This is a genomic window from Pseudescherichia sp. AS216 (genome assembly GCF_037152055.1).
Lineage (GTDB): Bacteria > Pseudomonadota > Gammaproteobacteria > Enterobacterales > Enterobacteriaceae > Pseudescherichia.
Genome location: NZ_JBBCMV010000002.1, coordinates 157,631 through 184,477, shown reverse-complemented (window position 1 = coordinate 184,477; position 26,847 = coordinate 157,631). Strand labels below are relative to the sequence as shown.

The 26,847-nt window shown below is 59.6% G+C and carries 25 protein-coding genes and 1 riboswitch; of the genes, 14 read left to right on the top strand and 11 right to left on the bottom strand.

Going from position 1 to position 26,847, the window contains the following annotated elements; translation table 11 throughout:
- Positions 1-18: 18 nt before the first annotated feature.
- Positions 19-999 (bottom strand): GlxA family transcriptional regulator, encoded by a 981-nt coding sequence (locus WFN61_RS06435; protein WP_238081207.1) that lies wholly within the window; start codon positions 997-999, stop codon positions 19-21.
- A gap of 397 nt (positions 1,000-1,396) precedes the next feature.
- Here WFN61_RS06435 and pgaA point away from each other — a divergent pair, with 397 nt between their 5' ends.
- The 5 genes from pgaA to WFN61_RS06410 all read left to right on the top strand — a co-directional run bounded on the left by pgaA (position 1,397) and on the right by WFN61_RS06410 (position 8,714).
- Positions 1,397-3,859 (top strand): poly-beta-1,6 N-acetyl-D-glucosamine export porin PgaA, encoded by a 2,463-nt coding sequence (gene pgaA / locus WFN61_RS06430; RefSeq protein ID WP_257758379.1) that lies wholly within the window; start codon positions 1,397-1,399, stop codon positions 3,857-3,859.
- A 9-nt stretch (positions 3,860-3,868) separates the two neighbouring features.
- The gene (pgaB, locus tag WFN61_RS06425) at positions 3,869-5,884 is read left to right on the top strand and encodes a poly-beta-1,6-N-acetyl-D-glucosamine N-deacetylase PgaB (RefSeq protein WP_312282996.1); all 2,016 of its coding nucleotides are present in this window, start codon (positions 3,869-3,871) and stop codon (positions 5,882-5,884) included.
- Positions 5,881-7,215, top strand: coding sequence for a poly-beta-1,6-N-acetyl-D-glucosamine synthase (pgaC, locus tag WFN61_RS06420; RefSeq protein WP_144817800.1), 1,335 nt, complete (start codon positions 5,881-5,883; stop codon positions 7,213-7,215). Before pgaB ends, pgaC begins: the two co-directional genes overlap by 4 nt.
- A complete protein-coding gene (gene pgaD / locus WFN61_RS06415) occupies positions 7,212-7,646 on the top strand; it encodes a poly-beta-1,6-N-acetyl-D-glucosamine biosynthesis protein PgaD (RefSeq protein WP_257758378.1) in 435 nt (144 codons plus the stop codon). The genes pgaC and pgaD overlap by 4 nt, the downstream gene beginning before the upstream one ends.
- 108 nt (positions 7,647-7,754) lie before the next feature.
- Complete coding sequence (locus WFN61_RS06410; RefSeq protein ID WP_257758377.1) at positions 7,755-8,714, top strand: sensor domain-containing diguanylate cyclase; 960 nt, start codon at positions 7,755-7,757, stop codon at positions 8,712-8,714.
- Positions 8,715-8,766: 52 nt separating this feature from the next.
- On the opposite strand, the gene WFN61_RS06405 is transcribed toward WFN61_RS06410, so the two are convergent.
- Positions 8,767-8,994: a YgdI/YgdR family lipoprotein gene (locus tag WFN61_RS06405; RefSeq protein ID WP_042387723.1), complete on the bottom strand. Its 228-nt coding sequence runs from the start codon at positions 8,992-8,994 to the stop codon at positions 8,767-8,769.
- A gap of 114 nt (positions 8,995-9,108) precedes the next feature.
- Positions 9,109-10,044 carry a LysR family transcriptional regulator gene (locus WFN61_RS06400; RefSeq protein ID WP_257758376.1) on the bottom strand — a complete coding sequence of 312 codons (936 nt, stop codon included), beginning with the start codon at positions 10,042-10,044 and terminating at the stop codon, positions 9,109-9,111.
- A 100-nt stretch (positions 10,045-10,144) separates the two neighbouring features.
- Between WFN61_RS06400 and WFN61_RS06395 the strand changes: the two genes are divergently transcribed.
- From WFN61_RS06395 to WFN61_RS06365, 7 genes are all read left to right on the top strand, one after another.
- Entirely contained in the window at positions 10,145-10,579 is a 435-nt protein-coding gene (locus tag WFN61_RS06395; protein ID WP_144817805.1) for a DMT family transporter, read from the top strand.
- A 6-nt stretch (positions 10,580-10,585) separates the two neighbouring features.
- Complete coding sequence (locus WFN61_RS06390) at positions 10,586-11,041, top strand: DMT family transporter (protein WP_144817806.1); 456 nt, start codon at positions 10,586-10,588, stop codon at positions 11,039-11,041.
- A 157-nt stretch (positions 11,042-11,198) separates the two neighbouring features.
- A riboswitch (guanidine-I (ykkC/yxkD leader) is annotated at positions 11,199-11,297 on the top strand.
- A gap of 56 nt (positions 11,298-11,353) precedes the next feature.
- Positions 11,354-12,412, top strand: a complete 1,059-nt coding sequence (locus tag WFN61_RS06385; RefSeq protein ID WP_337038324.1) for a putative urea ABC transporter substrate-binding protein — start codon at positions 11,354-11,356, stop codon at positions 12,410-12,412.
- A gap of 18 nt (positions 12,413-12,430) precedes the next feature.
- The gene (locus tag WFN61_RS06380; protein WP_042387713.1) at positions 12,431-13,246 is read left to right on the top strand and encodes an ABC transporter permease; all 816 of its coding nucleotides are present in this window, start codon (positions 12,431-12,433) and stop codon (positions 13,244-13,246) included.
- Positions 13,243-14,019, top strand: coding sequence for an ABC transporter ATP-binding protein (locus WFN61_RS06375; RefSeq protein ID WP_144817809.1), 777 nt, complete (start codon positions 13,243-13,245; stop codon positions 14,017-14,019). The genes WFN61_RS06380 and WFN61_RS06375 overlap by 4 nt, the downstream gene beginning before the upstream one ends.
- A 4-nt stretch (positions 14,020-14,023) precedes the next feature.
- Entirely contained in the window at positions 14,024-14,752 is a 729-nt protein-coding gene (locus WFN61_RS06370) for an urea amidolyase associated protein UAAP1 (RefSeq protein WP_337038321.1), read from the top strand.
- Positions 14,753-14,763: 11 nt separating this feature from the next.
- Positions 14,764-15,399 carry an urea amidolyase associated protein UAAP2 gene (locus tag WFN61_RS06365; RefSeq protein ID WP_103818238.1) on the top strand — a complete coding sequence of 212 codons (636 nt, stop codon included), beginning with the start codon at positions 14,764-14,766 and terminating at the stop codon, positions 15,397-15,399.
- Here WFN61_RS06365 and WFN61_RS06360 read toward each other — a convergent pair.
- A complete protein-coding gene (locus WFN61_RS06360) occupies positions 15,396-15,557 on the bottom strand; it encodes a hypothetical protein (RefSeq protein WP_186370573.1) in 162 nt (53 codons plus the stop codon). The genes WFN61_RS06365 and WFN61_RS06360 overlap by 4 nt on opposite strands.
- Between WFN61_RS06360 and uca the strand changes: the two genes are divergently transcribed.
- Positions 15,556-19,167: an urea carboxylase gene (gene uca, locus WFN61_RS06355; RefSeq protein WP_337038319.1), complete on the top strand. Its 3,612-nt coding sequence runs from the start codon at positions 15,556-15,558 to the stop codon at positions 19,165-19,167. The genes WFN61_RS06360 and uca overlap by 2 nt on opposite strands.
- Here the strand turns inward: uca and WFN61_RS06350 are convergent.
- Together WFN61_RS06350 and WFN61_RS06345 are read right to left on the bottom strand one after the other, a co-directional pair.
- Positions 19,164-20,435 (bottom strand): EAL and HDOD domain-containing protein, encoded by a 1,272-nt coding sequence (locus tag WFN61_RS06350; RefSeq protein WP_144817813.1) that lies wholly within the window; start codon positions 20,433-20,435, stop codon positions 19,164-19,166. The genes uca and WFN61_RS06350 overlap by 4 nt on opposite strands.
- 235 nt (positions 20,436-20,670) lie before the next feature.
- The gene (locus WFN61_RS06345) at positions 20,671-20,907 is read right to left on the bottom strand and encodes a DUF2171 domain-containing protein (protein ID WP_042387703.1); all 237 of its coding nucleotides are present in this window, start codon (positions 20,905-20,907) and stop codon (positions 20,671-20,673) included.
- 137 nt (positions 20,908-21,044) lie between these two features.
- On the opposite strand from WFN61_RS06345, the gene WFN61_RS06340 reads away from it, so the two are divergent.
- The gene (locus tag WFN61_RS06340) at positions 21,045-21,407 is read left to right on the top strand and encodes a nitrous oxide-stimulated promoter family protein (protein WP_257758370.1); all 363 of its coding nucleotides are present in this window, start codon (positions 21,045-21,047) and stop codon (positions 21,405-21,407) included.
- Between the two features lie 35 nt (positions 21,408-21,442).
- Here WFN61_RS06340 and flhA read toward each other — a convergent pair whose 3' ends face one another.
- The 5 genes from flhA to hypB all read right to left on the bottom strand — a co-directional run bounded on the left by flhA (position 21,443) and on the right by hypB (position 26,847).
- Positions 21,443-23,512, bottom strand: a complete 2,070-nt coding sequence (gene flhA / locus WFN61_RS06335; protein ID WP_337038316.1) for a formate hydrogenlyase transcriptional activator FlhA — start codon at positions 23,510-23,512, stop codon at positions 21,443-21,445.
- A 71-nt stretch (positions 23,513-23,583) separates the two neighbouring features.
- A complete protein-coding gene (gene hypE / locus WFN61_RS06330) occupies positions 23,584-24,594 on the bottom strand; it encodes a hydrogenase expression/formation protein HypE (RefSeq protein ID WP_257758368.1) in 1,011 nt (336 codons plus the stop codon).
- Positions 24,591-25,712, bottom strand: a complete 1,122-nt coding sequence (hypD, locus tag WFN61_RS06325) for a hydrogenase formation protein HypD (protein ID WP_257758367.1) — start codon at positions 25,710-25,712, stop codon at positions 24,591-24,593. The genes hypE and hypD overlap by 4 nt, the downstream gene beginning before the upstream one ends.
- On the bottom strand, positions 25,712-25,984 hold the full coding sequence (locus WFN61_RS06320) for a HypC/HybG/HupF family hydrogenase formation chaperone (protein WP_257758366.1): 273 nt from the start codon (positions 25,982-25,984) through the stop codon (positions 25,712-25,714). The genes hypD and WFN61_RS06320 overlap by 1 nt, the downstream gene beginning before the upstream one ends.
- Entirely contained in the window at positions 25,975-26,847 is an 873-nt protein-coding gene (gene hypB, locus WFN61_RS06315) for a hydrogenase nickel incorporation protein HypB (protein WP_337038311.1), read from the bottom strand. Before hypB ends, WFN61_RS06320 begins: the two co-directional genes overlap by 10 nt.

Sequence of the window (26,847 nt, the reverse complement as noted above, 5' to 3'; positions counted from 1 at the left end):
TGACAAAAAAGGATCACTTTACGCCATCTTGCGGCTGTGAAAACGCTGGCGATACTCGCCGGGCGTGAGCTTGAGCTGCTTCTCGAAAATTCGGCGTAGATTGATGCTGCTGCCAAAACCGGTGGCTACCGCCACGCGCTCCAGCGTATCCATGGTCTGCTCAAGACGGTCTCTGGCGGCGGCCAGACGCGCCTCTGCGACATACCGGGCAGGGGTGGTTCCGGTTTCGCGGGTAAAGACGCGGGTAAAGTTACGCGGGCTCATTGCTGCCCGATCTGCCAGCGCCTCGACCGACAGATCGGCCGTCAGGTTCTGCTGGATCCAGCGCTGCACGTCGCCAATCGGGCCGGAGCCGTCGACATCAAGCAGCTGAAACCGGCTGAACTGCATCTGTCCGCCGGGACGACGCAGATACATCACCAGATCCTGAGCCACGTCGCGGGCCAGGGTAAAGCCGTAGTCCTCTTCCACCAACGCCAGCGTAAGATCGAAGCCGGAGCTGACCCCGGCAGAGGTCCAGATATGGCCATCCTGAATATAGAGCGGCCCGCCTTCCACCTTCACCAACGGATAGTGGGACTGCATCTCCTCCAGCCGCCGCCAGTGGGTCGTAGCCCGACGACCATCAAGCAGTCCCGCCTGCGCCAGCAACAGCGCACCGCCGCAGATAGAGACCACCCGACGCGCATGAGGAGCGGCAAGACGCAGCCAGTCAACAACCGCGCTGTTCTCCTGCTCGTTCATGCCTTTGCCGGTGACCATGATGGTATCCCGCGGCTCGGTATAATCGAGATCCACCAGCCTGAAATCCGCCAGCAGATTTAACCCGGACTGACCATGAATGACCTGGTGGGGCTGAGTGGTGGCGATGTCTATCCGATAGCGAGCAGAGGAAAACTCTTCCAGATGCAGGCGGTTAGCGTGCATCAGAATATCGGCGATACCGGCGGCCTCAAATAACATACCGCCATCAGGGACAATAATAAGAAACGTCTTCATGTCCTGAAAAGTACCCTTTTTATAAAATAAGTCAACTTTTACCTGCACAGATAAAATTACCATTGCGCGGCTGTTTTTTGCTTTTTGGCGATATTAAACGCCAAAAGTATTAGAAAAAGTGGTGTTAAAATTTTCTTTTTAACGTGACTTGTTTAACAGTGATGGCAAAATAAATATTCCACTGCTAACGTTTGCACACATCGAGATCTTATTATTAAAACGTGCCTTAATACACTCTGGAATCCATTGAAATACGAAGAAAGTAGTAATTTAAATTAATTTTTCGTGAAAGCTAATAAATTACCGTGATGCGCGGGGATGCCCCTCGCATATTGCAGCACCATATTAATGATAATGCTTATTTATTCCGGCATAAGGAAATAAGGACAGCACAGCTATGTTCAGCATTCACCGACGTAAAAATTTAGTAAAACGCTTTCGTTCCGGCACGTGCTTATTTACTGCAAGTATTATGCTGCCAGCGTTCGCGTACGGAGCCTCTCCTGAATACGATGCCCTGATTGTACAGGCGCGCGAAGGGGAGCGAGCGCCGCTGCTAAATTACTTAAAGGCTCAGGAACAGCAGACGCCGCTCACGCCCGATCAGGTTGCTGACTGGCTGCAGGTTACCGCCTGGGCAGATGACAATGCCGAGACGGTCCGTATCTGGCAGCGCTATCAGGATCGCCTTCAGATTCCGCCGCGTGGGCGAATCGCTGTCGCCCGCGCGCTGCGTAACCAGAAAAATTGGAATGCCTCGCTGGCTGTCTGGGAGAACGTCCTCAAGGACGATCCAAAGAGTGCTGATGCACGTACCGGCTGGATCATGACCCTGGCCGACGCCCGCCGTAACGAGCAGGCGATCACCGAAGCCAACAAATGGGCAGCGGAGGAGCCGGGGGCCGAGCGTGATGCGCTGGTAGCCTACGTCTACCATTCGCAGGGTAAAAACTGGGATGCGCTGCTGGCGACCAGCCGCGCCGAGGCGCTGGATCCGCAGAACAAAAGTGTCCAGTCCACCAAGCTGGCGGTGCTCTCTGCCAACCGTATTGCCGGTCCGGCGCTGGATCTGACCCCGCCCTCTGTGGCTTCGGGCCCCCTTGAGCGGCGGCTGGAGCTGGACGCGGTTGCCCAGACCGTGCGTTCGGCGTTTACCCCTACCCGTAACGAAGAGGAGCGTTTCCTCGTCGCCGATAAAGCCATCGCCCGCTACGACGCGCTGCTGATCGCCTGGAAGGACGATCCTTCGGCGCAGGCCGACGTGCGTCGCGCCCGTATTGACCGCCTGGGCGCGCTGGTGATCCGCAAGCGTACCAAAGAGACCGTGAAGGAGTATGAGTCGCTCTCCGCCGACGGCCAGCCGATCCCGGACTACGCCAGGCGCTGGGTAGCCTCCGCCTACCTGGCGGAGAAAGATCCGCAGAAAGCCGAAGAGATGCTGATGGCGATCTACTACCCCAACGGCCCGATCCCGGTGACGCCGTTGACCGAAGACGATGAGCAGGATCTCTTCTATGCCCATATCGACAGCGGCAACTACCCGGCGGCGAAGCGCCAGGTTGACGATCTGGTTAAAAAGAGCCCCTACCTGATGCGGGTTTTGGGTTCCCCCGTGCCGCAGCCTAACGATAGCTGGCTGCTGGGACAGAGCCTGCTCACCCAGTATGAGATTGAGACCAACAACCTGCCCGAGGCCGAGAAGCACGCGGAGTGGCTGGCGCGTACCGGCTCCGGCAACCAGGCGCTGCGCATTACCTACGCCTCGGTGCTGCTCGCCCGTGGCCTGCCACGCCAGGCCGAACGCGAGCTGAAGCTGGCTGAGGTCATCGAGCCAAGCAACCTTGAGCTGGAGAAGCAGCAGGCCTGGAACGCCCTTGAGTTGCAGGAGTGGCGGCAGGCGGACGAGCTGACCAACGACGTCATCGCCCGCAGCCCGGATGATGAATCCTCCCTGCGCCTCGCCCGCGCCCGTGAGGTGCACCACAAGAGCGAGCTGCGGATCAACGGTTCACAGGGGATCTCCTCTGATAGCCCGGTCAGCGGCCAGCACGACTTCATCTTTAACGCGGCGCTCTATAGCCCGCCGATCGCTGACAACTGGCGGCTCTTTACGGCCTACAACTTCGCCAGCGGCGAATTTGAAGAGGGCAAGGGGATCAACCGCGATCTCGGCGTCGGTACTGAGTGGACGGCGCGGGACTACTGGGCCGAAATGGAGGTATCGACGCGTAACTACGGCGACGGGCAGAAGACCGGCGGTCGTCTGTCGGCGTGGCATGACTTCAATGACAACTGGCGGCTGGGCGGCTCTGCGGAGCGGCTGTCGCGTAATACCCCGCTGCGTGCCCTGCGCAACAACGTCTATGCCAACAGCGGCGATCTCTATCTGCGCTGGCACCAGACCGAGCGCCGGGAGTATCAGCTCTCGTTCGCTGCCTCGCACTTCTCTGATGATAACGATCGCATCGAGTACGGCCTGAGCGGCAAAGAGCGGCTGTGGACCGCCCCGCGCTTTACCCTCGACTTCACGCCGGGCATTAGCGGCAGTACGAACACCAAGGAGGATGTCTACTACTACAACCCGAAACGCGATCTCTCTGTGGTACCAGCGCTGACCGCTGAGCATGTGATGTATCAGCACTACGACACGATATGGAAGCAGGAGATTGCCGCTGGGGCAGGGGCCTACTGGCAGAAAGGCCACAGCGTCGGGGCAATAAATCAGTTTGGGTATGGACAACGGGTTCAGTGGAACAACGTCGTGGAAGGCGGATTGATGCTGACCTGGGATAAACGTCCCTACGATGGTAAGCGTGAGCGGAATATCTCCCTCGCATTTGATTTGAATGTCAGGTTCTGAGGACAGGTCATGTTTAAGAAATGGCTGCGAGCCGCAACACTCATCGCCGGATGGATGCTCATCACCGCCTGTAGCAGTGCTGAGAAGCCGGGTTATCTTCCACCTTCTGCCAGACCGCCGCTGAACGCGGACAGCGCCTGGCCAAAAAACAGTTTTCTGGTACTGGGGTATCACGACGTTGAGGATGGCGCTGCGGACCAGCGCTACCTCTCGGTGCGCACCAGCGCATTAAACGATCAGATCGCCTGGCTGCGTGACAATGGCTATAAACCGGTTTCCGTGCAGCAGGTGCTGGATGCTCACGACGGTAAAATCACGCTGCCGGAAAAGGCGGTAATGCTGACCTTTGACGATGGCTACAGCAGCTTCTACACCCGCGTCTGGCCGATCCTCAAAGCCTACAACTGGCCTGCGGTCTGGGCCCCGGTTGGCAGCTGGGTGGATACACCCGCCAACCAGCCAATCGACTTCGGCGGCTTAAAAACGGCGCGTGACAAGTTCGCGACCTGGCAGATGGTCAAGGAGATGGGCGAGTCACCGCTGGTTGAAGTAGGGGCACACACCTGGGCGTCCCACTACGGCATCCAGGCAAACCCGCAGGGCAGCAAGGAGCCGGCCATTGCCAACCGTGGCTACATCAAAGCCACCGGCAAGTATGAAACCGACGAGGAGTATGAGGCGCGCATCAACAAAGACCTGGATCTGGTGACCAAAAAAATCACCGAGGTCACCGGCAAAGCGCCACGCGCGTGGGTCTGGCCTTACGGGGCAGCAAACGGTACGTCGCTGAAGCTGATCCATCAGCATGGCTATCGGATGGCCTTTACCCTTAATCAGGGTCTGGCTAACGCCGCAAACCTGGAAGATATTCCGCGCATCCTGATCACCAACAACCCGTCGCTGAAAACCTTTGCCAGCCAGGTTGCCCAGGTGCGTGAGAAGCAGAACATGCGCGTAATGCATATCGACCTGGACTACGTCTATGACAAGGATCCGGCTCAGCAGCGGCGTAACATCGACATGCTGATCCAGCGGGTGTACGACATGAAGATCTCCCATGTCTTCCTGCAGGCGTACGCCGATCCCGAGGGCGACGGCAATATCCGCGAACTCTACTTCCCGAACCGCTGGCTGCCGATGCGCGCCGATCTGTTCAACTTTATCGCCTGGCAGTTACAGAGCCGCGGCGGGGTGAACGTCTACGCCTGGATGCCGGTACTGGCTTTCCAGATGGACGATCCGCTGCCGCGCGTCACGGCCTGGAACCCGGATACGAAGCGCAGCATGGTAGAGCGCAAGCAGTACGTGCGTCTCTCGCCGTGGAACCCGGAGGCGCGCAGGCGTATCACCGAGATCTACGAAGATCTGGCGAAAGGGGCCGCCTTCAACGGCGTACTGTTCCACGATGACGCCTTCCTGAGCGATTTCGAGGACGCCTCGCCGGATGCGCTGCGTGCTTACAAAGCGGCAGGCTTCCCCGGCAGCATCGAGGCGATCCGCAGCAACCCGGAGACCTTTAAACGCTGGACGCGCTTCAAGAGTAAGACGCTGATCGACTTTACCCGCGATCTCACCGCGTCGGTACGCGCCATTCGTGGGCCGCAGGTGCAAACCGCCCGCAATATCTATGCGCCGCCGATCATGGAGCCAGAGAGCGAAGCCTGGTTTGCCCAGAACCTCGACGACTTCCTGGCCACCTACGACTGGACCGCGCCGATGGCCATGCCGTGGATGGAGGGCGTACCGGAGGGTGAGGACAAAGCGTGGCTGGACAAAATGGTGAAAATCGTGGGCCAGCGCCCCGGTGCGCTAGATAAAACCGTCTTTGAACTGCAGGCGCAGGACTGGCGTGCTGATGCGAAAGAGAAAGATATCAGTGGGAAACAGATGACCGAGTGGATGCGCCAGCTCAAGCTGAGCGGTGCAGACAGCTATGGCTACTACCCTGACGATTTCCTTAACGATCAACCCGAGATGTCTGAGATCCGCTCTGCCTTCTCATCATACTGGTATCCGCAAAAATGACCGATCGCATTGTAGCGTTTCTCATACTGTGCCTGATGTTCAGCTTCCCGCTGGGGGTCGCGGCGATTTTCACCGGCGACATGATCCTGAACTTCGTCTTCTTCTGGCCGCTGTTTATGTCCGCATTATGGATCAGCGGCGGGCTCTACTTCTGGTTCCATCGGGAGCGTCACTGGCCCTGGGGGCCAAACACGCCGCCGCCGGAGCTGGAGGGGAACCCGCTCATCTCCATCTTGATACCTTGCTATAACGAGGGGCTGAACGCGCGGGAGACCATCGAGGCGGCGCTGGCCCAGCGCTATGAAAATATCGAGGTGATCGCCATCAACGATGGCTCAAAGGACAACACCGGCGAGGTGCTGGACCAGCTGGCCATTGAGTATCCGCGTCTGCGGGTGATCCATCTGGCAGAGAACCAGGGCAAAGCGGTGGCGTTGCAGACCGGCGCGGCCTCGGCACGAAGTGACTTCCTGGTCTGCATCGATGGCGATGCCCTGCTGGATCGCGATGCGGCGGCCTACCTGGTGGCACCGCTGCTGCAGTACCCTCGCGTTGGGGCGGTAACAGGCAACCCGCGGATCCGCACCCGCTCCACGCTGGTGGGGCGCGTGCAGGTTGGCGAGTTCTCCTCCATCATCGGCCTGATCAAGCGCACCCAGCGTGTCTATGGCCAGGTGTTTACCGTCTCCGGCGTTATTGCTGCCTTCCGCCGCCGCGCGCTGTCGGAAGTGGGCTACTGGAGCCCGGACATGATCACGGAAGACATTGATATCAGCTGGAAGCTGCAGCTGCGTCACTGGACAGTGTTCTACGAGCCGCGCGCGCTCTGCTGGATCCTGATGCCAGAGACGATGAAAGGGTTATGGAAACAGCGCCTGCGCTGGGCCCAGGGTGGGGCAGAAGTCTTTATTGTTAATATGCGTCGCCTTTGGGCATGGGAGTATCGCCGTATGTGGCCGTTATTCCTCGAGTTTTGCCTCTCTACCGCCTGGGCCTTTGCCTATGCGGTCACGATCCTGCTGTTCCTTGTTGGGCTGGTTATCCCCATGCCTGATTCGCTCCATGTACAACATCTGTTCCCACCGGCTTTTACCGGGCTGATGCTCGGCGTGGTTTGTCTCCTGCAGTTTTTGGTGAGTTTGATTATTGAACGACGCTATGAGCAAGGTATCGGCGCGTCGCTCTTCTGGATCATTTGGTTCCCGGTGGTTTATTGGATGTTGAGTTTGTTCACAACGTTGGTCGCCTTCCCCAAAGTGATGCTGATGCGCAAGCGCAGCAGAGCGCGCTGGGTAAGTCCTGACCGTGGTATAGGAAGAAATGATCCATGAAACAACCGCTGATTTTTACTGAACTGCGTATTATGCCGCGTATTTTTGACGTGGCCCTGACGCTGATTGCCTGGACCGGGTTCTCCTACCTGGTCTATGCAGGGCTGATTAACATGCTGGCCAACGCACCGTTTATTGGTTTTGGCCCGCTGTTCTCCACCGTGAACACGGTGACGTTCTACCTGATGGTTGCGCTGATCAACGCGGCAGTGCTGATTGGCTGGGCCAAATATAACCAGATCCGTTTCCGCGTCGAGCGCCGCAAGCGCCGTCCGGGACTGGGACGTGACGAACTGGCGGCTAGCTTCCGCATCGCCCCGGCGCTGGTACAGGATCTGAGTAACGGCCGCGTGCTGACCGTGTTTCACTACGATACCGGTGCCATCAGCCGTGCAGAGGTAGACAAAGGCCTTATCGCCAGCGTTGCCTGACGCCGTTTAGCACCTTGCCCAGAACGCGGGAGAGCGACCTGGGCAGGGTACTTATCCTACCAAAACTGCACTTCTCGGTTATATTGTTTAAAACCAGAGAGGGCGTCTATGAAATTTCCCGGTGTACCTGTTAATGAAAAAGAGCGCTTAAAATCGCTCTATATGATGGATCTGCTTGATAAAAAAGACGATGAGCGGCTGCAACGCCTCACCAGGCTGGCCAAAGCGACCTTTAACGTGCCCATTGCGCTTATCACCCTGCTGGACCGAGATCGGCAGTGGATGATCTCCTGCGAGGGTTTCAACATGCGACAATCCTCGCGTAACGTCTCTTTCTGCGCCCACGCGATCCTGCTGCAGGGCATTATGATCGTTAAAGATGCGCTGAAAGACGATCGCTTCGAAAATAACCCGCTAGTCCATGATGAACCCTTTGTGCGTTTCTATGCGGGCTGCCCGGTGCGCCTGCCCGATGGATCGATCGCGGGGACCATCTGCCTGCTGGATAATAAGCCACGGGAGTTCAGCTCCGACGATATCAACCTCCTGCTCGATTTAGGTGCGATTGTGGAAGATGAGCTGGTGATTATCGGCATGGCGATGACCGATAAGCTGACCGAGCTGCCTAACCGCCGTGGCTTTTTCCAGATTGGCGATAAACGTTTTATCGAGCTAACTCAGAATGCCACGCCCTTTACGCTGCTCTATTTCGTGGTCGAAGGCCTGCAGTCTCTTAATGATATTTGGGGCCATGCCGAGGGAGATAACGCCCTGCGTGCTTTTGCCAGATGCCTTAATAGCTGCATGAAAAATGGCGACGTCTGCGGGCGTGTAGACAGCAGCGGCTTTGCCGTGCTGCTGGCGCATAATGGACAGAATGATGCCGACGCGTTTTTATTCAATCTGCAAACTAAAATAGATGACTGGTATAGTAATGTAGGTAAAAAATATCCGTTAAATTACTCATATGGGATGCTGGAAAATAGCATAGAAAAATATGACGATCTCGTGGATATGCTAAAGGCTGCCGATACGGTGATGTATTCCGAGAAGCGCAAGGGGCGTTAATTGAGAGAGGGTTGAGGGGGCCATAAAAAAGCCCCCGTAGGGGGCCCTTCTATTAATGAGGCACTTCAGAGACCTTCTGAACTTCGGACTGGTTTATCTGCTGCTTAACGCCGTTGGCATCTTTATAGCCTAACAGGCCTGCATCGGTCTGCTCTGGTTTGCCATCGGTGATGATGGTTCGGCCATCATTGGTATGAATCGCATAGCTGGTACGGGTACAACCAGATAGGGCCGCTGCGCCAAGTAAAATTGCAACAGGTAAAACGATCGCTTTTTTCATTAGACTCTCCTGATTGTCAGTTGAATATTAAAGACCTCATCAAAACATGATTAAAATCGAAGCCTTGAAAATAAGTGTAGAAGATTTTTTTAATTCTACAACTTTCTCATGAGTTCAGATTACCTGCCAATAAAGGGGGGTGCCATAAACGTCGACAAAATAATCAATAACCGCACGTACTGTTAAAGGCGGATGCCGGGTATTGGGATAAATCACGGCAATATGCTGTGGCCCGGCATTAATTGTGGGGTGATAGTTAGCTAATAGCTCAACTAATGTTCCCTGACGCAGGCAGTTGCCTATCATCCAGTCCGGAAATAACACAATTCCCATGCCGCCCAGCGCGGCGGTAAGCAGCGTTTCGGCATTATTTGAGCTGAGGTGGGCCGCCACCGGGTAGTGCATCCACTCGCTGCCCCCGGCGCTAAAAAGCCAGCGGTTAGGGCCGGAAGCGCCGCTGTAGACCAGACAGCGATGCTGATTCAGTTCCGCTGGCGTCTGCGGCACACCCTGTTTTGCCAGGTAGTCCGGCGATGCGGCCAGGTAATAGCGCTGAGTTCCTAAGATGCGCGCGTGGAAAGAGGAGTCGGTAAGGGTGCCAATACGAAAGATCAGATCGGCGGCGTCGCGATGGGGATCGATATAGTCGTCGGTCTGGTTCAGCTCAATCTGTAGCTGCGGATAGCGCGCCACCAGGCCGCTCAGCCAGGGAGCGATATGGTGCTGACCAAAAAACACCGGGGCATTGATACGCACCAGCCCGGCAGGCACGGCGGCGCGGTTTTGCAGCTCCGTCTGCGCGCTATGCATGTTTTCCAGTATGGCGCGGGCATGCACCATAAACAGATGACCCGCTTCGGTGGGGATCACCGCCCGGGTATTGCGGTAGAAAAGCTGCTGCCCCAGCGCGTTCTCCAGCTGGATCACGGTGCGAGAGATCATTGAGGCGGAGACGCCCTCCCGGCGGGCCACCGCTGAAAAACTCTGCTTATCATAGACGGCAACAAAAAAGCGCAGGGCGCGCAGAGTGATCGAGCCTGTATCTTTCATTAGTGCAAAACCTGCAAAAGTGTTTCGCGCATTATAGCGTTTTTTAATAGTGAAGGTTGCTTTAGGCTGCTGCGCTTCTGTTCTTAAGGGATACGTAGTCATGCAATTGTTACTGATTTTACTGGTGATCGCGGGCGGCATGGGGCTGTCGGTCGAGGCTGGCATTCTCGGCCCGCTGGGGGGCGAGGTAGGCCATCTGTGGGCCACCTTCAGCATCTTTGGCGTCGGAGCCGCGCTCACCTTTCTGCTGATGCTCTTTTTCAGTCCGCGCAACAGCCCCTCCTTTTTCAGCCAGCCCGGCTGGCAGCTGCTCGGCGGCGTGCTTGGCCCGGCTTACGTGGTGATCCTGACCCTGGCCGCGCCGATTGTTGGGGTAGCGATGTGCATGATTGGCATTCTGGCCGGACAGGTGTTTAAAAGCCTGGTGATCGATCACTTTGGACTGTTTGGCACCGGACGCAGACAGATTGATGCAAAGCGCCTGTGGGCACTGGTTTTCATCATCGCCGCGCTGGCGCTGGTGGCAAAAGGATAACGAACAATGATTCTACTGATGATTATTCTCTCGGTGGTGGGCGGGGCGCTGTTAAGCGTGCAGGCCGCGATCAACGGTCAGCTGGGCAGCAAGGTGGGTGTGTTTCGCAGCGCGTTTCTGACCTTCTCGGTGGGGGCACTGATTACCGCCCTGCTGATCTTCTTCTTTGAGACAAAGCATGCGGTCACCCTGCTGGAGGTGCCGAAGTGGCAGCTGCTCGGCGCGCTACTGGGCGTGCCCTATATCGTGATTATGGTGCTGGCGGTGCAGCGTATCGGCACGGCGGTGGCCACCGTCGCGGTGATCTTCGGCCAGCTGGCGATGAGCATGCTAATCGACAATTTTGGCTGGCTGCATAACGAGGCGATCCCTTTCTCCGCCACCCGACTGGGCGCGGTCGTGTGCCTTGGGATCGCCCTCTGGTTTATCTACTCCGGCAGCAAAAGCCGCGCGGATGAGTAGACCCCGGCCGCATTGCACCATCACATAGCACTGCCCAATTTTGGGGCGCACTTTTCGCCTGCTGCGTTCGCAGCAGGCACCGTTTGCGGGCATTAGCGCCTGGCATAGCTTTTGCACTGTTCACTACAGCAGGCAGCGCAACACAACATATCTGTACAAAATGGCTGGCTAGGGTTCCGGTTCATCATTGATGAATGCTGGTCCGAGAGCTGGCGACCTCTCTGAGGTTACACGGCGGGGCAAAATCCCGGGAGACGGCAACACCAGAGGGTGTCGCGCTGCTCCCTTTTTGTCCCAACCCGAGGTCAGATAATGAAAAAACGTTCCTTTCTCCGCACGCTTGCTCTGTCGCTGGCCCTGCTTACCAGCGTTCCCTCATTCGCGGCGGCTAAAAAAGAGTTCAACGTCTGTTGGACCATCTACGCGGGCTGGATGCCGTGGGGCACCATCAGCAGCGAGAAGATCATCGACAAATGGGCGAGTAAGTACGGCATCAAAATCAACGTCGTCCAGCTCAATGACTATATCGAATCCATCAATCAGTACACCGCCGGCCAGTTTGACGGCTGCACCATGACCAACATGGATGCGCTGACCATTCCGGCGGCGGGCGGCGTCGATACCACGGCGCTAATCCTTGGCAGCTACTCGGAAGGCAACGACGGGGTGGTGCTGAAAGGCGAAGGCAAAAAGCTTGCCGACCTGAAAGGGATGAAAATCTACCTGCCGGAACTCTCCGTCTCCCACTATCTGCTGGTGCGCGGCCTGGAGAAGGCCGGATTGCAGGAGCGTGACGTGACGGTGGTGAACACCTCCGACGCCGATATCGTCTCTGCCTTCGCCACCGATGACGTCCAGGCGGCGGTGGCCTGGAACCCGCAGCTCTCTGCCATCAAGGCGACGCCGAAAACCACTGAAGTCTTCAGCTCTACCGCCGTGCCGGGGGAGCTGATCGACATGATGGTAGTCAATACCGAAACGTTGAAGGATAACCCGGCGCTGGGCAAAGCGTTGACCGGCGCATGGTACGAGATGATGGGCCTGATGAAAGCCCAGGATGCGAAGGTGCTGAACGCAATGGCGGCAGCTTCCGGCACCGATCTGGCGGGTTACCAGGCGCAGCTGAAAACCACCCATCTCTTCTATACCCCGGCGGATAACCTCGCTTTCGCCACCTCGGGCGATCTGGCGAAAACCATGCAGCGCGTGGCGCAGTTCTCCTTTGATAAGGGGCTACTGGGGGAGGGGGCGCAGAGCGCTAACTTTATCGGCATGGCCTTCCCGGGCAACGTCACTCAGGGCGATGCGGGCAACGTCAAGCTGCGCTTTGACGACAGCTTCGTGAAGCTGGCTGCCGACGGCAAACTTTAAGACTAACGGAGCCTGTGCATGCGACAAATTAACCGCCACCCACAGCCTGGTATGCGCCTTATGCTGGTGCTGCTGCCGTTCGTCCTGTTGCTGGCGGCCTACTTTCTTGGCTCCGCGGTGCGCCTTGAGGCCAACCCGCATGACAAGCTGCTGCCGGGCCTCGACGGCATGCTGGCCGCCATTGACCGGATGGCCTTTACCCCAGACAGGCGCAGCGGCGACTACCTCTTCTGGCTGGATACCCTGGTGAGCCTGGCGCGCCTGCTTACCGGTCTGGTTATCGCCTCGCTGATTGGGCTGTGCATCGGCATCACCGCCGGGGTCTTTCCGATGTGGCGGGCCTCGCTTTCGCCGCTGATGACCGTGCTGTCGATGATCCCACCCCTGGCGATCCTGCCGGTGCTGTTTATCGTCTTCGGCCTCGACGAGCTGTCCAAGATCATGCTGATCGTTATCGGCATCACGCCGATGCTGGCCCGGGATCTCGAACATCGAGCGCGAGAGATCCCTCAGGAGATCTTGATCAAGGCCCAGACGCTGGGGGCCAGCAGCTGGACGCTGGTACTGCGCGTCGTGCTGCCACAGCTGCTCTCGCGCCTGCTGACCTCTCTGCGGCTGCTGCTCGGATCCGCCTGGCTGTTCTTGATCTCCGCCGAGGCGATCTCCTCCACCGCCGGGCTGGGCTACCGCATCTTCCTGGTCCGCCGCTATATGGCGATGGACGTCATTATTCCGTACGTCGTCTGGATCACCCTGCTGGCCTGGCTGATGGATCTGGCGCTGCGGGCGCTGCACAGAACCTGTTTTCCCTGGGCGGAAGGAGGGAAGGCATGAGCTTTATCGATATCAACAACATCTGGCAAGAGTACGGCAACCACGTGGTGCTGGAGCGGGTCAACCTGCAAATCCAGCAGGGGGAGTTTTGCTCCATGGTCGGGGCATCGGGCTGCGGCAAATCGACCTTCCTGCGCCTGCTGCTGGGCCAGGAGCGACCCACCCGGGGAAGCATTACCCTCGACGGCCAGCCGCTGGCGGCAGAGCCGGATCGCAGCCGTGGCGTGGTGTTTCAGCGTTACTCGGTGTTTCCACACCTTAACGTGCTGGATAACGTCGCTATTGGCCTTGAACTGCCCAACAGTCCGCTGCTGGGTCGCCTGTTCGGCGGTCGTAAAAAAGCGGCTCGCGAGCAGGCGGCGCAGATGCTGGAGAAGGTCGGCCTCGGCCACGCCCTGACCAAATATCCGGCCCAGCTCTCGGGCGGGATGCAGCAGCGGTTAGCCATCGCCCAGGCGTTCATCATGCAGCCGCGGGTGCTGTTGCTGGATGAACCGTTCGGCGCGCTCGATCCGGGCATCCGCAAGGACATGCATGCTCTGCTGCTCCAGCTGTGGAGCGAAACGCGGATGACCGTTTTTATGGTCACTCACGATCTCTCCGAGGGGTTCAACCTCGGCACGCGCCTGCTGGTGTTCGACAAGGTGCGCATCGACCCCCACGAGCCGAACGCTTACGGGGCGCGTATTACCTATGACATCCCGCTGAACGAGGCGCGCATGGCGGAGGTGATGTCGCCCCCGCCCGCGAACGTTATTTCTTTAAGGAGCTAATTCGATGACGCACTCTCTGCATACCGCCACTGCCATTCGTGAGGAGACCGTCCCCGGCGGCGGTCACGCCTCGTTTATTCTCAAGCGCGGGCAGATCCTGCGCCTGACCGACATTGAGGGCGGGGCGAACGTCAGCATGATGATGCTCAACGCTCACGAGAAGAGCGAGCGTCTGAACCTGCCGGATACCCTCAAGGGCCAGCACACCGCCAGGCTCACCGCCGGGCACTGCTTCTACTCCGACATGGGGCGCGTACTGGCGGGCATCGTGGCGGATACCTGCGGCTGGCACGATCCCTTTGGCGGGGTGCTGAACGCCGAGGAGACCGCCGAGAAGTATGGTCAGGGTCGCTATCAGGAGCTGCGCAACGGCTTCTACCGCAACGGCATGGATAACCTGCTGGTGGAGATGGGCAAATGGGACCTCAACCTCGAGGATCTGCTGATGGTGGTGAACTTCTTCAGCAAGGTCAGCGTTGACGAGCAGGGGGCCTTTACCTTTCACCGTGGCTTCTCAGCGCCGGGAAGCTATGTCGAGCTGTATGCGCCGATGGAGACGCTGATCGTCCTGACCGCGCTGCCCCACCCGATGGATCCGCAGCCTGAATACGCCCCGCGCCCGGTACAGCTGAGCTGGTTCGAGGCGAGTAACAACGAAGCCGCCGTTAGCGCCCTGCTGACCCGGCCTGAAAACGGTCGCGCGTTGACTAACACCCAGCTGTTTGCCCTGTAAGGAGCCGAAAAATGTCTCTTGTTGAAAGCCAAAAACATCCGGCAGAAGCGGTGTTCCGCCATACCATTCCGGCGGGTGAGCACTACCTGTTTGAAGTGAAAAAGGGGCAGACCCTGCGTCTGCACGATCTCGAAGGCAACCAGGCCATCGATACGCTGTTCTATAACGCCGATAACCCGCGCGAGCGCTACGATCCCCAGCGCACCCTGCGCCGCCAGAACAACGCCTACCTGACCACCGGAAGCGTGCTGTGGTCGGGGCTGGGCAATCCGCTGCTGACCATCGTGGCCGATACCTGCGGCCGTCACGACACCCTCGGCGGAGCCTGCGCCCAGGAGAGCAACACCGTGCGCTACGCCCTCGACAAACGCTACATGCACAGCTGCCGGGATAACTTTCTCTGCGCCTGCCTGCACGATGGCCGTCTGCATAAGCGCGATATCGGGGCCAACATTAACTTCTTTATGAACGTGCCGGTAACGCCGGAGGGCGGTCTGACCTTTGAGGACGGCATCTCCGCCGCGGGCAAGTACGTTGAACTGCGCGCCGAGTGCAACGTCATCGTGCTGATCTCCAACTGTCCGCAGCTTAACAACCCGTGCAACGGCTGGAATCCGACCCCTGCGGAGGTGTTGGTATGGAACTAAGTCGCCTGCGCCTCATGCTCTACCGCCTGTTTGCAGTGCGGGCTAATCGCCTGACGCTGGACAATAAGCCGCAGCAGTAACAGCCTTTTCCCCCTGGACGACCAGGCGGCGAGATTATTCCCGGCGGGACGACCCGCCACGGTTCGGGTCTGGATCATGTTTACAAAATTACTTATCGCTAACCGGGGCGCTATCGCCTGCCGTATCCTGCGCACCCTGCGGGAGATGAACGTGAAAGGGGTGGCGGTCTGGTCGGAGTCCGATGCCAGCAGCCTGCATATTCGCGAAGCCGACGAGGCGATTAGCCTCGGTGAAGGCCCGGCGGCGCAAACCTACCTGCAGGTGGATAAGATCCTCGCTGCCGCCCGGGAGAGCGGGGCGCAGGCTATTCACCCCGGCTACGGCTTCCTGTCGGAAAACGCCGCCTTTGCCGACGCGTGCGAGGCCGCCGGGATTGCCTTCGTTGGCCCCACCCCGGAGCAGCTGCGCATCTTCGGCCTGAAACACACCGCCCGTGCGCTGGCGAAAAGCCACGGCGTGCCGCTGCTGGAGGGCACCGAGCTGCTGGCTGACGTCGCGGAAGCGCTGGATGCCGCAGAGAGCGTCGGCTACCCGGTAATGCTCAAGAGCACGGCGGGAGGCGGCGGGATCGGGATGCGGGTCTGCTACAGCCCGGCAGAGCTGGCAGAGGCTTTCGATGCGGTGCAGCGGCTGGGGAAAAATAACTTCAGCGATGCGGGCGTCTTTATTGAGAAGTATATCGAGCGTGCCCGCCATCTGGAGGTGCAGATCTTTGGCGACGGCGCGGGAGAGGTGATTGCCCTCGGCGTGCGCGACTGCTCGGTGCAGCGGCGTAACCAGAAGGTGCTGGAGGAGACTCCCGCCACCGCGCTGCCTGAGGGAATGGCTGAGGCGCTCTGCCAGGCCGCTATTGAGCTGGGCAAGGCGGTAAGCTACCGCAGCGCCGGCACGGTGGAGTTCGTTTACGACAGCAGTGCCCAGCAGTTCTACTTCCTTGAGGTCAACACCCGGTTACAGGTAGAGCACGGCGTCACCGAGCAGGTGTGGGGCGTAGATCTGGTCCAGATGATGATCGCCCTGGCGGCGGGCGATCTGCCCCCGCTGGCCGAGATCGCCGCCGGGTTAAGCCCGCACGGACATGCGATCCAGGCCCGGGTCTATGCCGAGGATCCAGGCCGTGAGTTCCAGCCCTCGCCAGGCCTGCTGACTAACGTGAGTTTTCCGCAGCAGGATCGCACCACGCTGCGAATTGACACCTGGGTAGAGTCTGGCTGCGAGGTGCCGCCGTTCTTCGATCCTCTGCTGGCCAAGATCATTACCTACGCTGACTCCCGCGACGAGGCGATCGACCAGCTGGACAGCGCTCTGGACGCGACGCGCCTCTACGGCGTAGAGACTAACCGTCAGTACCTGCGGCAGATTTTGCGCGACGCGCCCTTTGCCAGCGGCGAACCGTGGACCCGCTGCCTTGAGAGCCTGAGCTACCAGGCGGCGACGCTGGAGGTGGTGAGCGCCGGGACGCAGACCACGGTACAGGACTATCCGGGACGGCAGGGCTACTGGGCGGTTGGCGTACCCCCCTCCGGGCCAATGGACGATCGTGCCCTGCGCCTTGGCAACCGTCTGCTGGGCAACGCCGACGACGCGGCGGGTCTGGAGATCACCGTGAGCGGCCCGACCCTGAAGTTTAATACCGATGCGGTGGCGGTCGTTACCGGCGCAGCAATAAGTGTCGAACTGGATGGCCAGCCGCAGGTAATGAACCAGACCTTCTTCATTCCTGCTGGCACCACGCTAACCCTGGGAGATACCCTGGCGGCGGGCGTGCGCAGCTACCTCTGCCTGCGCGGCGGTCTCGACGTGCCGGACTATCTGGGCAGCAAGAGCACCTTTACCCTCGGGCAGTTTGGCGGCCATGCCGGGCGCGCCCTGCGTACCGGAGACGTGCTGCACCTTGCATCGTTAACCGATGCCCGCTGCGGCGCGGCCCTGCCTGCGGCGCTGCATACGTCCCTCGGGACGGTACGCGAGCTGCGGGTGATCTACGGCCCACACGGTGCGCCGGAGTACTTTACACCCGAGTGGATCCCGACCTTTTTTGCCACCGAGTGGGAGGTACACTTCAACTCCAGCCGCACCGGCGTGCGGTTGATTGGCCCAAAACCGGAGTGGGCGCGCGACAGCGGCGGCGAGGCGGGGCTGCATCCCTCTAACATTCATGACAACCCCTACGCCATCGGCGCGGTAGACTTTACCGGCGATATGCCGGTGATCCTCGGCCCGGACGGCCCGAGCCTCGGCGGTTTTGTCTGCCCGGTGACGGTCATCGAGGCGGATCTCTGGCAGCTCGGCCAGCTCAACGCTGGGGATCGGGTGCGCTTCGTGCCGGTGGACATCGACACCGCCCGCCTGCTGGCGCAGGGGCGTAGCCAGGAGCTGGCGAGCCTGCAACCGGTGGCGATCAACTGGCAGATGCAGCCGCTCACCTCGCCGGTGGTGATGGAGACCGGCGCGGCGGACAAGCGGCTGGTAGCGCGCCTCTCTGGCGATACCCATCTGCTGCTGGAGATTGGCGATGCCGAGCTGGATCTGGTTCTGCGCTTTCGCGGCCACGCTCTGATGCAGGCCCTGGAGGCGCTGGCCCTCGACGGGGTGATTGACCTGACGCCGGGCATCCGCTCGCTACAGGTACACTATCAGCCGGAGGCGCTGACGCTGCCGCACCTGCTGGGGATCGTGCGCGAAGTGTGGCACTCGGTATGCCAGCAGGAGGATCTGCAGGTGCCGTCGCGTGTGGTCTGGCTGCCGCTGTCGTGGGACGATCCGGCGTGCCAGAAAGCCATCGACAAGTACATGACCACCGTGCGCCGGGATGCGCCATGGTGTCCAAGCAACCTGGAGTTTATCCGCCGCATCAACGATCTCGACAATATTGACGAGGTTTATCGCACGGTGTTTGACGCCAGCTACCTGGTCATGGGGCTGGGGGATGTCTATCTCGGTGCGCCGGTGGCAACCCCGCTCGATCCGCGTCACCGGCTGGTGACCACCAAATACAATCCGGCGCGCACCTGGACGGCAGAGAACTCGGTCGGGATCGGCGGGGCGTATCTCTGCGTCTATGGCATGGAGGGGCCGGGCGGGTATCAGTTCGTCGGACGTACGCTGCAGATGTGGAGTCGCTATCATGCGGTCGAGGATTTTGGCGGCAAGCCGTGGCTACTGCGCTTCTTTGATCAGATCCGTTTCTACCCGGTCTCCGCCGAGGAGCTGCTGACCATCCGTCGCGACTTCCCGCTCGGGCGCTATCCGCTGCGCATTGAGCAGAGCACGCTGCGGCTGGCGGAGTACCAGCAGTTTCTGGCCGAGGAGGCGACCAGCATCGACGCCTTCCGCCACCATCAGCAGGCGGCGTTTAATGCTGAAAGAGAGCGCTGGGTAGCCTCTGGCCAGGCGCACTTTGACAGTCAAGACGCCATGCCGGAGGTGGGTGACGATGCGCCGCTCCAGGCGGGCCAGCGTGGCATCGACAGCCCCATAGCCGGTAATCTCTGGCAGGTGCTGGTCAAGCCCGGCGACAGGGTGAAGGAGGGGGACGTAATGGTGATTCTGGAGTCGATGAAGATGGAGATCCCGTTGCGCGCCACCTGCGATGGTATCGTGGATCAGGTCCGGGTACAGCCGGGATCGTCGGTGCGGGCCGGGCAGTGCGTGGCGGTGGTTAACGCCGAGCGCGCCGTGGTTTAGCGCACGCGGGCGCTTTTCGGCGGGCTGGCCTTCAGCGGGGCGTTAACCGGCATCTCGTCGGCCCACTGGGTGGCTGAGGTCATCATCTCAGCCATCATCCCGCGCGTCAGTCCCAGCCGGTAAGCCTGCTGGCTGGCCTCCTCCCACTTCCGCTGCTCGTACAGCTCGGCCAGGCTAACAAACTGATGCAGCAGGCCCCGATGCTGTTGCAGAGCCATGCGGACATCCTGAGAGATCACTACCTGGCCGATCAGCTCCTCCAGTGGGATCTCGAATACGGCGTCCAGCAGGGAGAAGAGTCCCACCATGAACGCGTCGTTGGCCGAGACCCTGCCTCGCAGGCGAGTTGCCGCCAGCTCGCAGAACTTGGCGCGGATCAGGCTTTGATAGTAGGTTTCATTGGTTTTAACGTTATTCATCGAGCTGAGGCAGGTGACCAGCACAAAACGCCGCAGCTCTTTCGCCCCCAGATAAACCACGATATCTTTCAGCGAGTGGCTGCGCGTCCCCTTAATGCCCCGGGTGTTATAGAGAATGTTCTGCGCATAGCGCATCACCTTATAGGAGAGGGCGACGTCGTGCTTGAGCAGGTCTTCAATGCGCTGCAGGTTGGGGGCATCGGAGTTCACCTCCTGAATCAGGTTCAGAGAGACGATATGGTTCTGCACCAGTTTATTACTTTTGTAGACCACTGGCTTGCTAAAGAAATAGCCCTGAAAAAGGGTAAAGCCGGCGTTTTTAAATAGCTCGTATTCGTCGAAGGTTTCGATCTTTTCCGCCAGCAGCAGGGTGTTTTTCAGTAGCTCCTCGCGACATAGCAGGTAGTCCTGAATTTCCGGCCAGCTATTTTCTCGAATATCAAATTTGATAATGCTGATGTAGGGAATAAAGGTATCCCAGTCGCCGCTAAGGGAAAAATCATCCAGCGCAATGCGAAACCCTTGCTGATGCAGGCGTTTGATGGTGGCAAGCAGGGCCCCGGTCGGCTCGGCAGTTTCAAGGATCTCAATGACCACCCGATCTTTAGGCAGCGTTTCCGCCAGCCCCTGGAGCAGCAGTTCATAGGGAAAGTTAACAAACACCGTACCCGACTCTTTCTGGCTGCTGCCAGGCGCGCCAAAGAACTGCTCTTCAATGAGCTGGGCGGTGGCATGTTCAGGTGAAACGTTGGGGAAACGGTTAGCCATACTGTCCCGAAACAGGAGTTCATAGCCAAACGTCTGCAAATTTTCATCAAAAATCGCCTGTCTGGCGACAAAAGAAAACATTCTCTATCCTCACCCCAGCGCTTTAGCTTTTCACTATGCCGCGTAATGCGCGGGCTGACTAATACTTTTCACAAATTATCTCTTATTTGTAAAGTTTCGTCACAAAAAAAGTGTGTCTGTTTATCTTTTAAAAACAGGCGTTTGACAGGCTGGCTTATTTTTTAGGAATAAGAGAAGGGCGGGAAAATAGAGCGTGCCGCTCAGGTCAGAGACCCGAACGGCGCAAAAACTGCGGTTACGCGGTCTGCCAGGAAGATTTTACCTCTTCCGAGTTTTTGTTGAGAACCACGTTATTACCGTCAACTTTTTCTACCCAGCTTAGAGGGATATAGTGGTGCACACCGCCGGAAGCCGAATCACTTTTTGCCAGTTTGATCTTGTCTTCGCCTTCGAGGTGGTCAACGGTGCCAACGTGGGTACCACAGCTAGCAATAACCTGAGCGTGTTCACGAATTTCACTTTTATTAACCATACATCCTCCTTTGTTGTGATGAAGTTTGAGTATAGTCGACGTTTTTAACTCTGCAGGGCAGAACAATCTGAACTCTTTGAGCGGCTAATGAAGAAGATGTAATATGGATACCTCTTTTCCACCCTGGAGCATCTTCTATGGCTGGCCCTCGCATTACCCGTGAAAAACTCACTATCCGCAGGATGATTGCCCTCTATCAGCGCGGCGCGCCTGCTGCCTTCACGGAAGAGGGGCATTACGATGCGCTCTTTGCCTATGCGGAAAAACGTCTGGATAAGTGCGTATTTGGTGAAGAAAAGCCGGCCTGTAAGCAGTGCCCGGTGCACTGTTACCAGCCGGCAAAGCGGGAAGAGATGAAGCAGATTATGCGCTGGGCCGGGCCGCGTATGCTGTGGCGCCATCCGATCCTCACCGTACGCCATCTGATTGACGATAAGCGCCCGGTGCCGCCACTGCCCGAGAAATGTAGGCCGGGTAAGCGCAGCGCCACCCGGCGTTAACCGTTATGTCGGGTGGCGGCTTCGCCTTACCCAACCTACGAACCAATCGTACTCTTATCAATGCCTAACCGCTTCATGCGCGACAGCAGGGTAGTGCGCTTGAGGCCCAGCCGCTGGGCGGCCCCTTTCGGCCCGGCGATGACACCGTTGGTCTCCCGCAGTACCCGCAGGATCAGCTGCGTTTCCTCCTCACCGTCCTGAGCTACCGCCACCGGCGTAGTAGCGGCAACGGCAATCTCCGGCAGCGACAGCTGCAACACGCTGCCACGCGTCAGCAGCACCGCCCGCTCAATCACGTTCTCCAGCTCGCGCACGTTGCCCGGCCACTCCATGGCAGAGAGAGTGCGCAGCGTTTCGGCAGGAATGCTGTCAATATTACGCCCCAGCCGCCGGGCGATTTTGAAGGTGAAAGCCTTCACCAGCAGCGGGATATCCTCCGGACGCTCGCGCAGGGGCGGAATATGGATCGGGAAGACGTTGAGCCGGTAGTAGAGATCGCTGCGGAACTCACGATCCTGCACCATCTGCCTGAGATCCCGGTTGGTGGCGGCGATCAGGCGGACATCGGTCTGGATCAGCTTGTTGCTGCCGAGGCGCTCAAACTCCTGCTCCTGCAACACGCGCAGCAGCTTAGGCTGCAGCTCCAGCGGCATATCGCCTACCTCGTCCAGGAAGAGCGAGCTTTTATCCGCCAGCTCAAAGCGTCCGATGCGCTGGGCGCTGGCCCCGGTAAAGGCCCCCCGCTCGTGACCAAAGAGATCGCTCTCCAGCAGGCCAGCAGGCATCGCCGCGCAGTTCATCTTGACCATCCGCCGCGTATTGCGCCCGCTCAGATTGTGAATGGCCCGCGCAATCAGCTCTTTGCCGGTGCCGGTCTCGCCGAGGATCAGCACCGTGCTGTTGCTCTGGGCCACCATCTCCACCTGCTTGAGGACGCTAAACATCGCCTCGCTGCGCCCGATGATCTCGCCGAATTCGCTCTCGACGTTATTTAGCTGCTCGGTCAGGGCGAGGTTCTCATCCACCAGCCGCTCTTTGAGGCGCTGGATCTCCTGGTAGGCAAGGGCGTTGTCGACGGCAATCGCCACCCGCTCGGCAATCTGGCGCAGCAGCTGGAGATTGGCGGTAGTGAAGACTTTCTCCTCGCACTGGGCCAGCTTCAGAACGCCCAGCAGATTGTCGCCGGACATCAGCGGCAGCAGGCAGAGGGTCTGGATCTGATTGCCCCAGGTCTCAAACAGCCGCCGCTCGTAGGGAGCCAGCCGGTCGCGTTCGTGCAGGTTGAGTAGCAGCATCTCTTTGCTTTTAAATACCCGCTCGGAGAGGGTGCCTGCCTCGTCAACCTCGCTCTGCTCGTGCAGGGGCGCGCGCTCGTTGAGGTAGTGGGTGGAGTAGATGTTCAGCTTGCTCTTGCGGCTGCTGCGCAGGACGATGCTGATGGCGTCGATATCGAAATAGCGGTGGATCTCTTTGGCAATTTCCCCCACCAGTTCGTCCATATCAAGGCGGGAGAGCACCGCGTTAGTGATGGCGACCAGAATGCGAAAGTTGTCGCGCTCGCGGCACAGGAGATCGTAGTCCGGGCCGCAGTCGACCCGGCTCTGGATCTGCTCCACCACGACGCCAACGATCTGGGTGAAGGTGTGCAGGCGCTCCATCTCCTGGGCGCTCCAGGGCCTGTCATCATGGCGAATAAACTCGCAGCCGCCGAAGATCTGCCCCTCTGCTGCCAGCGGCAGCAGCCCATAGTGGCCAAAGGCGGGGTAGAGATGGCTCTCCGCAAGCTGCGGCCAGGCCTCGCTAAAGTCCTGGTAGCTACAGTGCAGGGCCTGCGGGCGAGAGAGAATGCGGCGCACCGGGCCGTGGGCCAGGGCGGTTTCATCCTCATACGCCACGGGCTTGCCGTCAGGGCCAGAGGCATAGTAGCAGGCCCGGCGATCCCCGGCGCGCCAGAGAACAATTCCGGCGCGATCCGCCAGCGCCGCCTCCTTCACCAGCCCGGTTAGGGTCTGGGCCAGCGCGGCAAGATCCGGCTGCTGTAATAGAGTCCGGGTGACATCGAACAGCCCCTGCTGTCCGAGATCGCCCATCGGTGTATTTGACATTGTACTCATCCAGAAAGGCACCGAACGGGGTACCAAAAGCCTAATCGTTTTTATCTTGCCTGCAAAATGCCCTAGCAAATTCGCGGCAGGGGTTCAGAGTGGGGGAGATCCAGGGTGCGCTTCACACCGTATAGACCACTCAGCCGAACCCCTTTACGGGCTACCACCTCGCCGATAATTGCCGCATCACGGCCCAGCGGATACAGGCGCAGCCGTTCAACCGCGGCCTCGGCGGCCTGACGCTCGGCGACAATCACCAGTTTGCCCTCGTTGGCAAAGTTGAGGGCGTCAAGGCCCAGCAGCTCACACACGCCGCGCACGGCGGGCTTCACCGGCAGGCTGGCCTCGTTAAGCTCAATGCCGCAGCCGCTGCTGGCGGCAAACTCATGCACCACCGCGTTGACGCCGCCCCGCGTGGCGTCGCGCAGGGCCTTAATGCCATCAATAGCGCGTAGGGACTGGATCAGCGGCGTGAGCACCGCACAGTCGCTCATCAGCTCACCGTCCAGCCCGAGCTGCTCGCGCAGGTTGAGAATGGTCGCGCCGTGGCAGCCCAGCGAGCCGCTCACCAGCACGACGTCCCCCGGCTGCAGCGCCTGGGCGCGCCAGTTCAAACCGGTGGGAATAGCGCCGATGCCCGCGGTGTTAATAAACAGCTTATCCGCTGCCCCGCGCTGCACCACCTTGGTGTCGCCGGTGACGATGGCAATATCTGCCGCCTTCGCCGTGGCTGCCATGCTGTTGACCACCGCCTGCAGGGTCGCCATCGGCAGCCCTTCTTCAAGGATGAAGCCGCAGGAGAGATAGCGCGGGATTGCGCCGCTGACCGCAATATCGTTAGCGGTGCCGCACACCGCCAGCTTGCCGATATCGCCCCCTGGAAAGAAGAGCGGATCGATCACATAGCTGTCGGTGGAGAAGGCCAGCCGATCGCCGCCCGCCGCCAGCTGCGTAATATCGAGACGGGCCTGATCCTCCTGCTCCGCCAGCCAGGGATTATCAAAGGCCTGCATGAACAGGGCGTTAATCAGCTGCTGCATCGCCTGGCCTCCGCTGCCGTGGGCCATTTGCACCGTACTCATACTTCACACTCCTGGGCGCGATAGTGATACCAGGCGGCGCAGGCTCCTTCTGAAGAGACCATAAGCGCGCCGAAGGCAGTTTGTGGGTTGCAGGTTTGACCAAACAGCGGGCACTGGTGCGGCTTACAGCGCCCCGTCAGCACCTCGCCGCAGCGGGCGCGCGGATCGTCCCAGGTCTGCTGCGGGCGGAGCTGGAAATGCGTTTCTGCATCGAAGCGCCGGAATGCATCGCGAAGACGCACTCCGGAGTGGGCAATCACGCCCAGCCCGCGCCACTCGCTGTCGCCCTCAACGGTGAATACCCTGGCGATAGCCTGCTGCGCCAGCGGATTGCCGTTGTCGGGCACCACCCGCCGGTATTGATTCTCTACCCTGCTACAGGCTGCTATTTTCTGCTCAACCAGCATCACCACGCCTTGCAGTAGATCAAGTGGTTCGAATCCAGCCACCACTAATGGCCGCTGAAACTCATCGGCGATAAAGCCGTAGGCCGTCGTGCCGGTCACCATGCTGACGTGGCCGGGGGCCAAAAAGGCGTCGATGCTGTTATCCGGCTGCTCCAGCAGGCTGCGCAGCGTGGGGCCGAGGGTAATATGCTGGCAAAAGAAGAAGAAATTGGTGAGGTTGCGGGCGCGGGCCTGCTCCAGGGTCACGGCGGTGGCGGGCATGGTGGTTTCAAATCCCAGCCCAAAAAAGACCACCTTGCGATCGGGATTGGCCTCGGCAAGCGTAAGCGCATCCATCGGCGAGTAGACCATGCGCACATCGGCCCCGCGTGATTTCGCTGCCAGCAGCGAGCCATTTTTCCCCGGTACGCGAATGGCGTCGCCAAAGGTGCAGAAGATCACCTCCGGACGGCTGGCAATCTCGACGCAGGCGTCGATGCGTCCCATCGGCAGAACGCAGACCGGGCAGCCGGGACCGTGAATAAACTCAATATTATCCGGCAGCAGCTGGTCGAGGCCGAACTTAAAGATGGCGTGCGTATGGCCCCCGCACACTTCCATAATCCGCAGCGGGCGCGCCGGGGTGTAGTCGAGACGACGGGCGCGATCGCGTAAGTGCGCAAGCAGCTGCATCACCGCCTCCGGAGCGCGGTACTCATCAACGAAGCGCATCAGGCGTTCTCCCCATACAGCAGCGCGCCGACGTCCGGCTCGACGTCAAACATGTTTTGCAGCGCCGCCAGGGTGTCGCGGGCCTCTGCTTCGTCGATCACGCTCATGGCGAAGCCAACGTGGACCAGCACCCACTGGCCGAGGCGGGAGCCGCCGGACTCATCGACGCTGCCCACCAGGGTCAAATCGACGTCGCGCTGGATGCCGCACACCTCAACCTTCGCCTGGAGCCCGTCGATGGCGCAGATCTGTCCCGGTACGCCTATGCACATGGCTGCGCCTCCAGCCAGGCCAGCCACTGGTCCATGCCTTCTCCGCTGGTGGCGGAGAGCTGGATAATCTCAATATCCGGGTTCACCGCTTTGGCGCTGGCGAGGCATTTTTCCACGTCAAAATGGAGATACGGCAGCAGGTCGATTTTGTTGAGCAGCATCAGCGAGGCGGCGGCAAACATATGCGGATATTTGAGCGGCTTGTCTTCGCCTTCGGTGACCGACAGCACCGCTACCTTGTGGCGCTCACCAAGATCGAAGCTGGCCGGGCAGACCAGGTTGCCGACGTTTTCGATAAACAGGATCCCGCCGTTTGCCAGCGGCAGGCGCGGGGCGGCGTCGGCGATCATCTGCGCGTCCAGATGGCAGCCTTTACCGGTATTGACCTGAATGGCCGGAGTGCCGGTGGCGCGGATGCGCGCTGCGTCGTTAACGGTCTGCTGATCGCCCTCGATCACCGCACAGGACGCCTTGCCTTTCAGGCGCAGCAGCGTTTCGCTCAGCAGGGTGGTTTTACCCGCGCCGGGACTGGAGACCAGATTAAGCACCAGCTGCTGCTTCGCGGCAAAGCGGGCGCGGTTGCGCGCCGCGAGATGGTTATTTTTAGCTAAGACGTCGATCTCGATCTCCAGCATACGCCGCTGGCTCATGCCCGGCGCATGGGTTCCGGCAACGCCGTGGCCGTAGTGGAGATCGCCTTCCGGCGTCCGGGCGGGGGTAAAGGATGAGGTTTTCACCTCGGTAATCGTCTGGCCGCTGCGCTGGGCAGGGGCAAAGGGGGCGCTGCGAAATGGCGAGTGAGGGCGGTGCTCGTCGCCCTCGATATAGAGATTGCCTTCGCCGCAGCCGCAGGTACTACACAT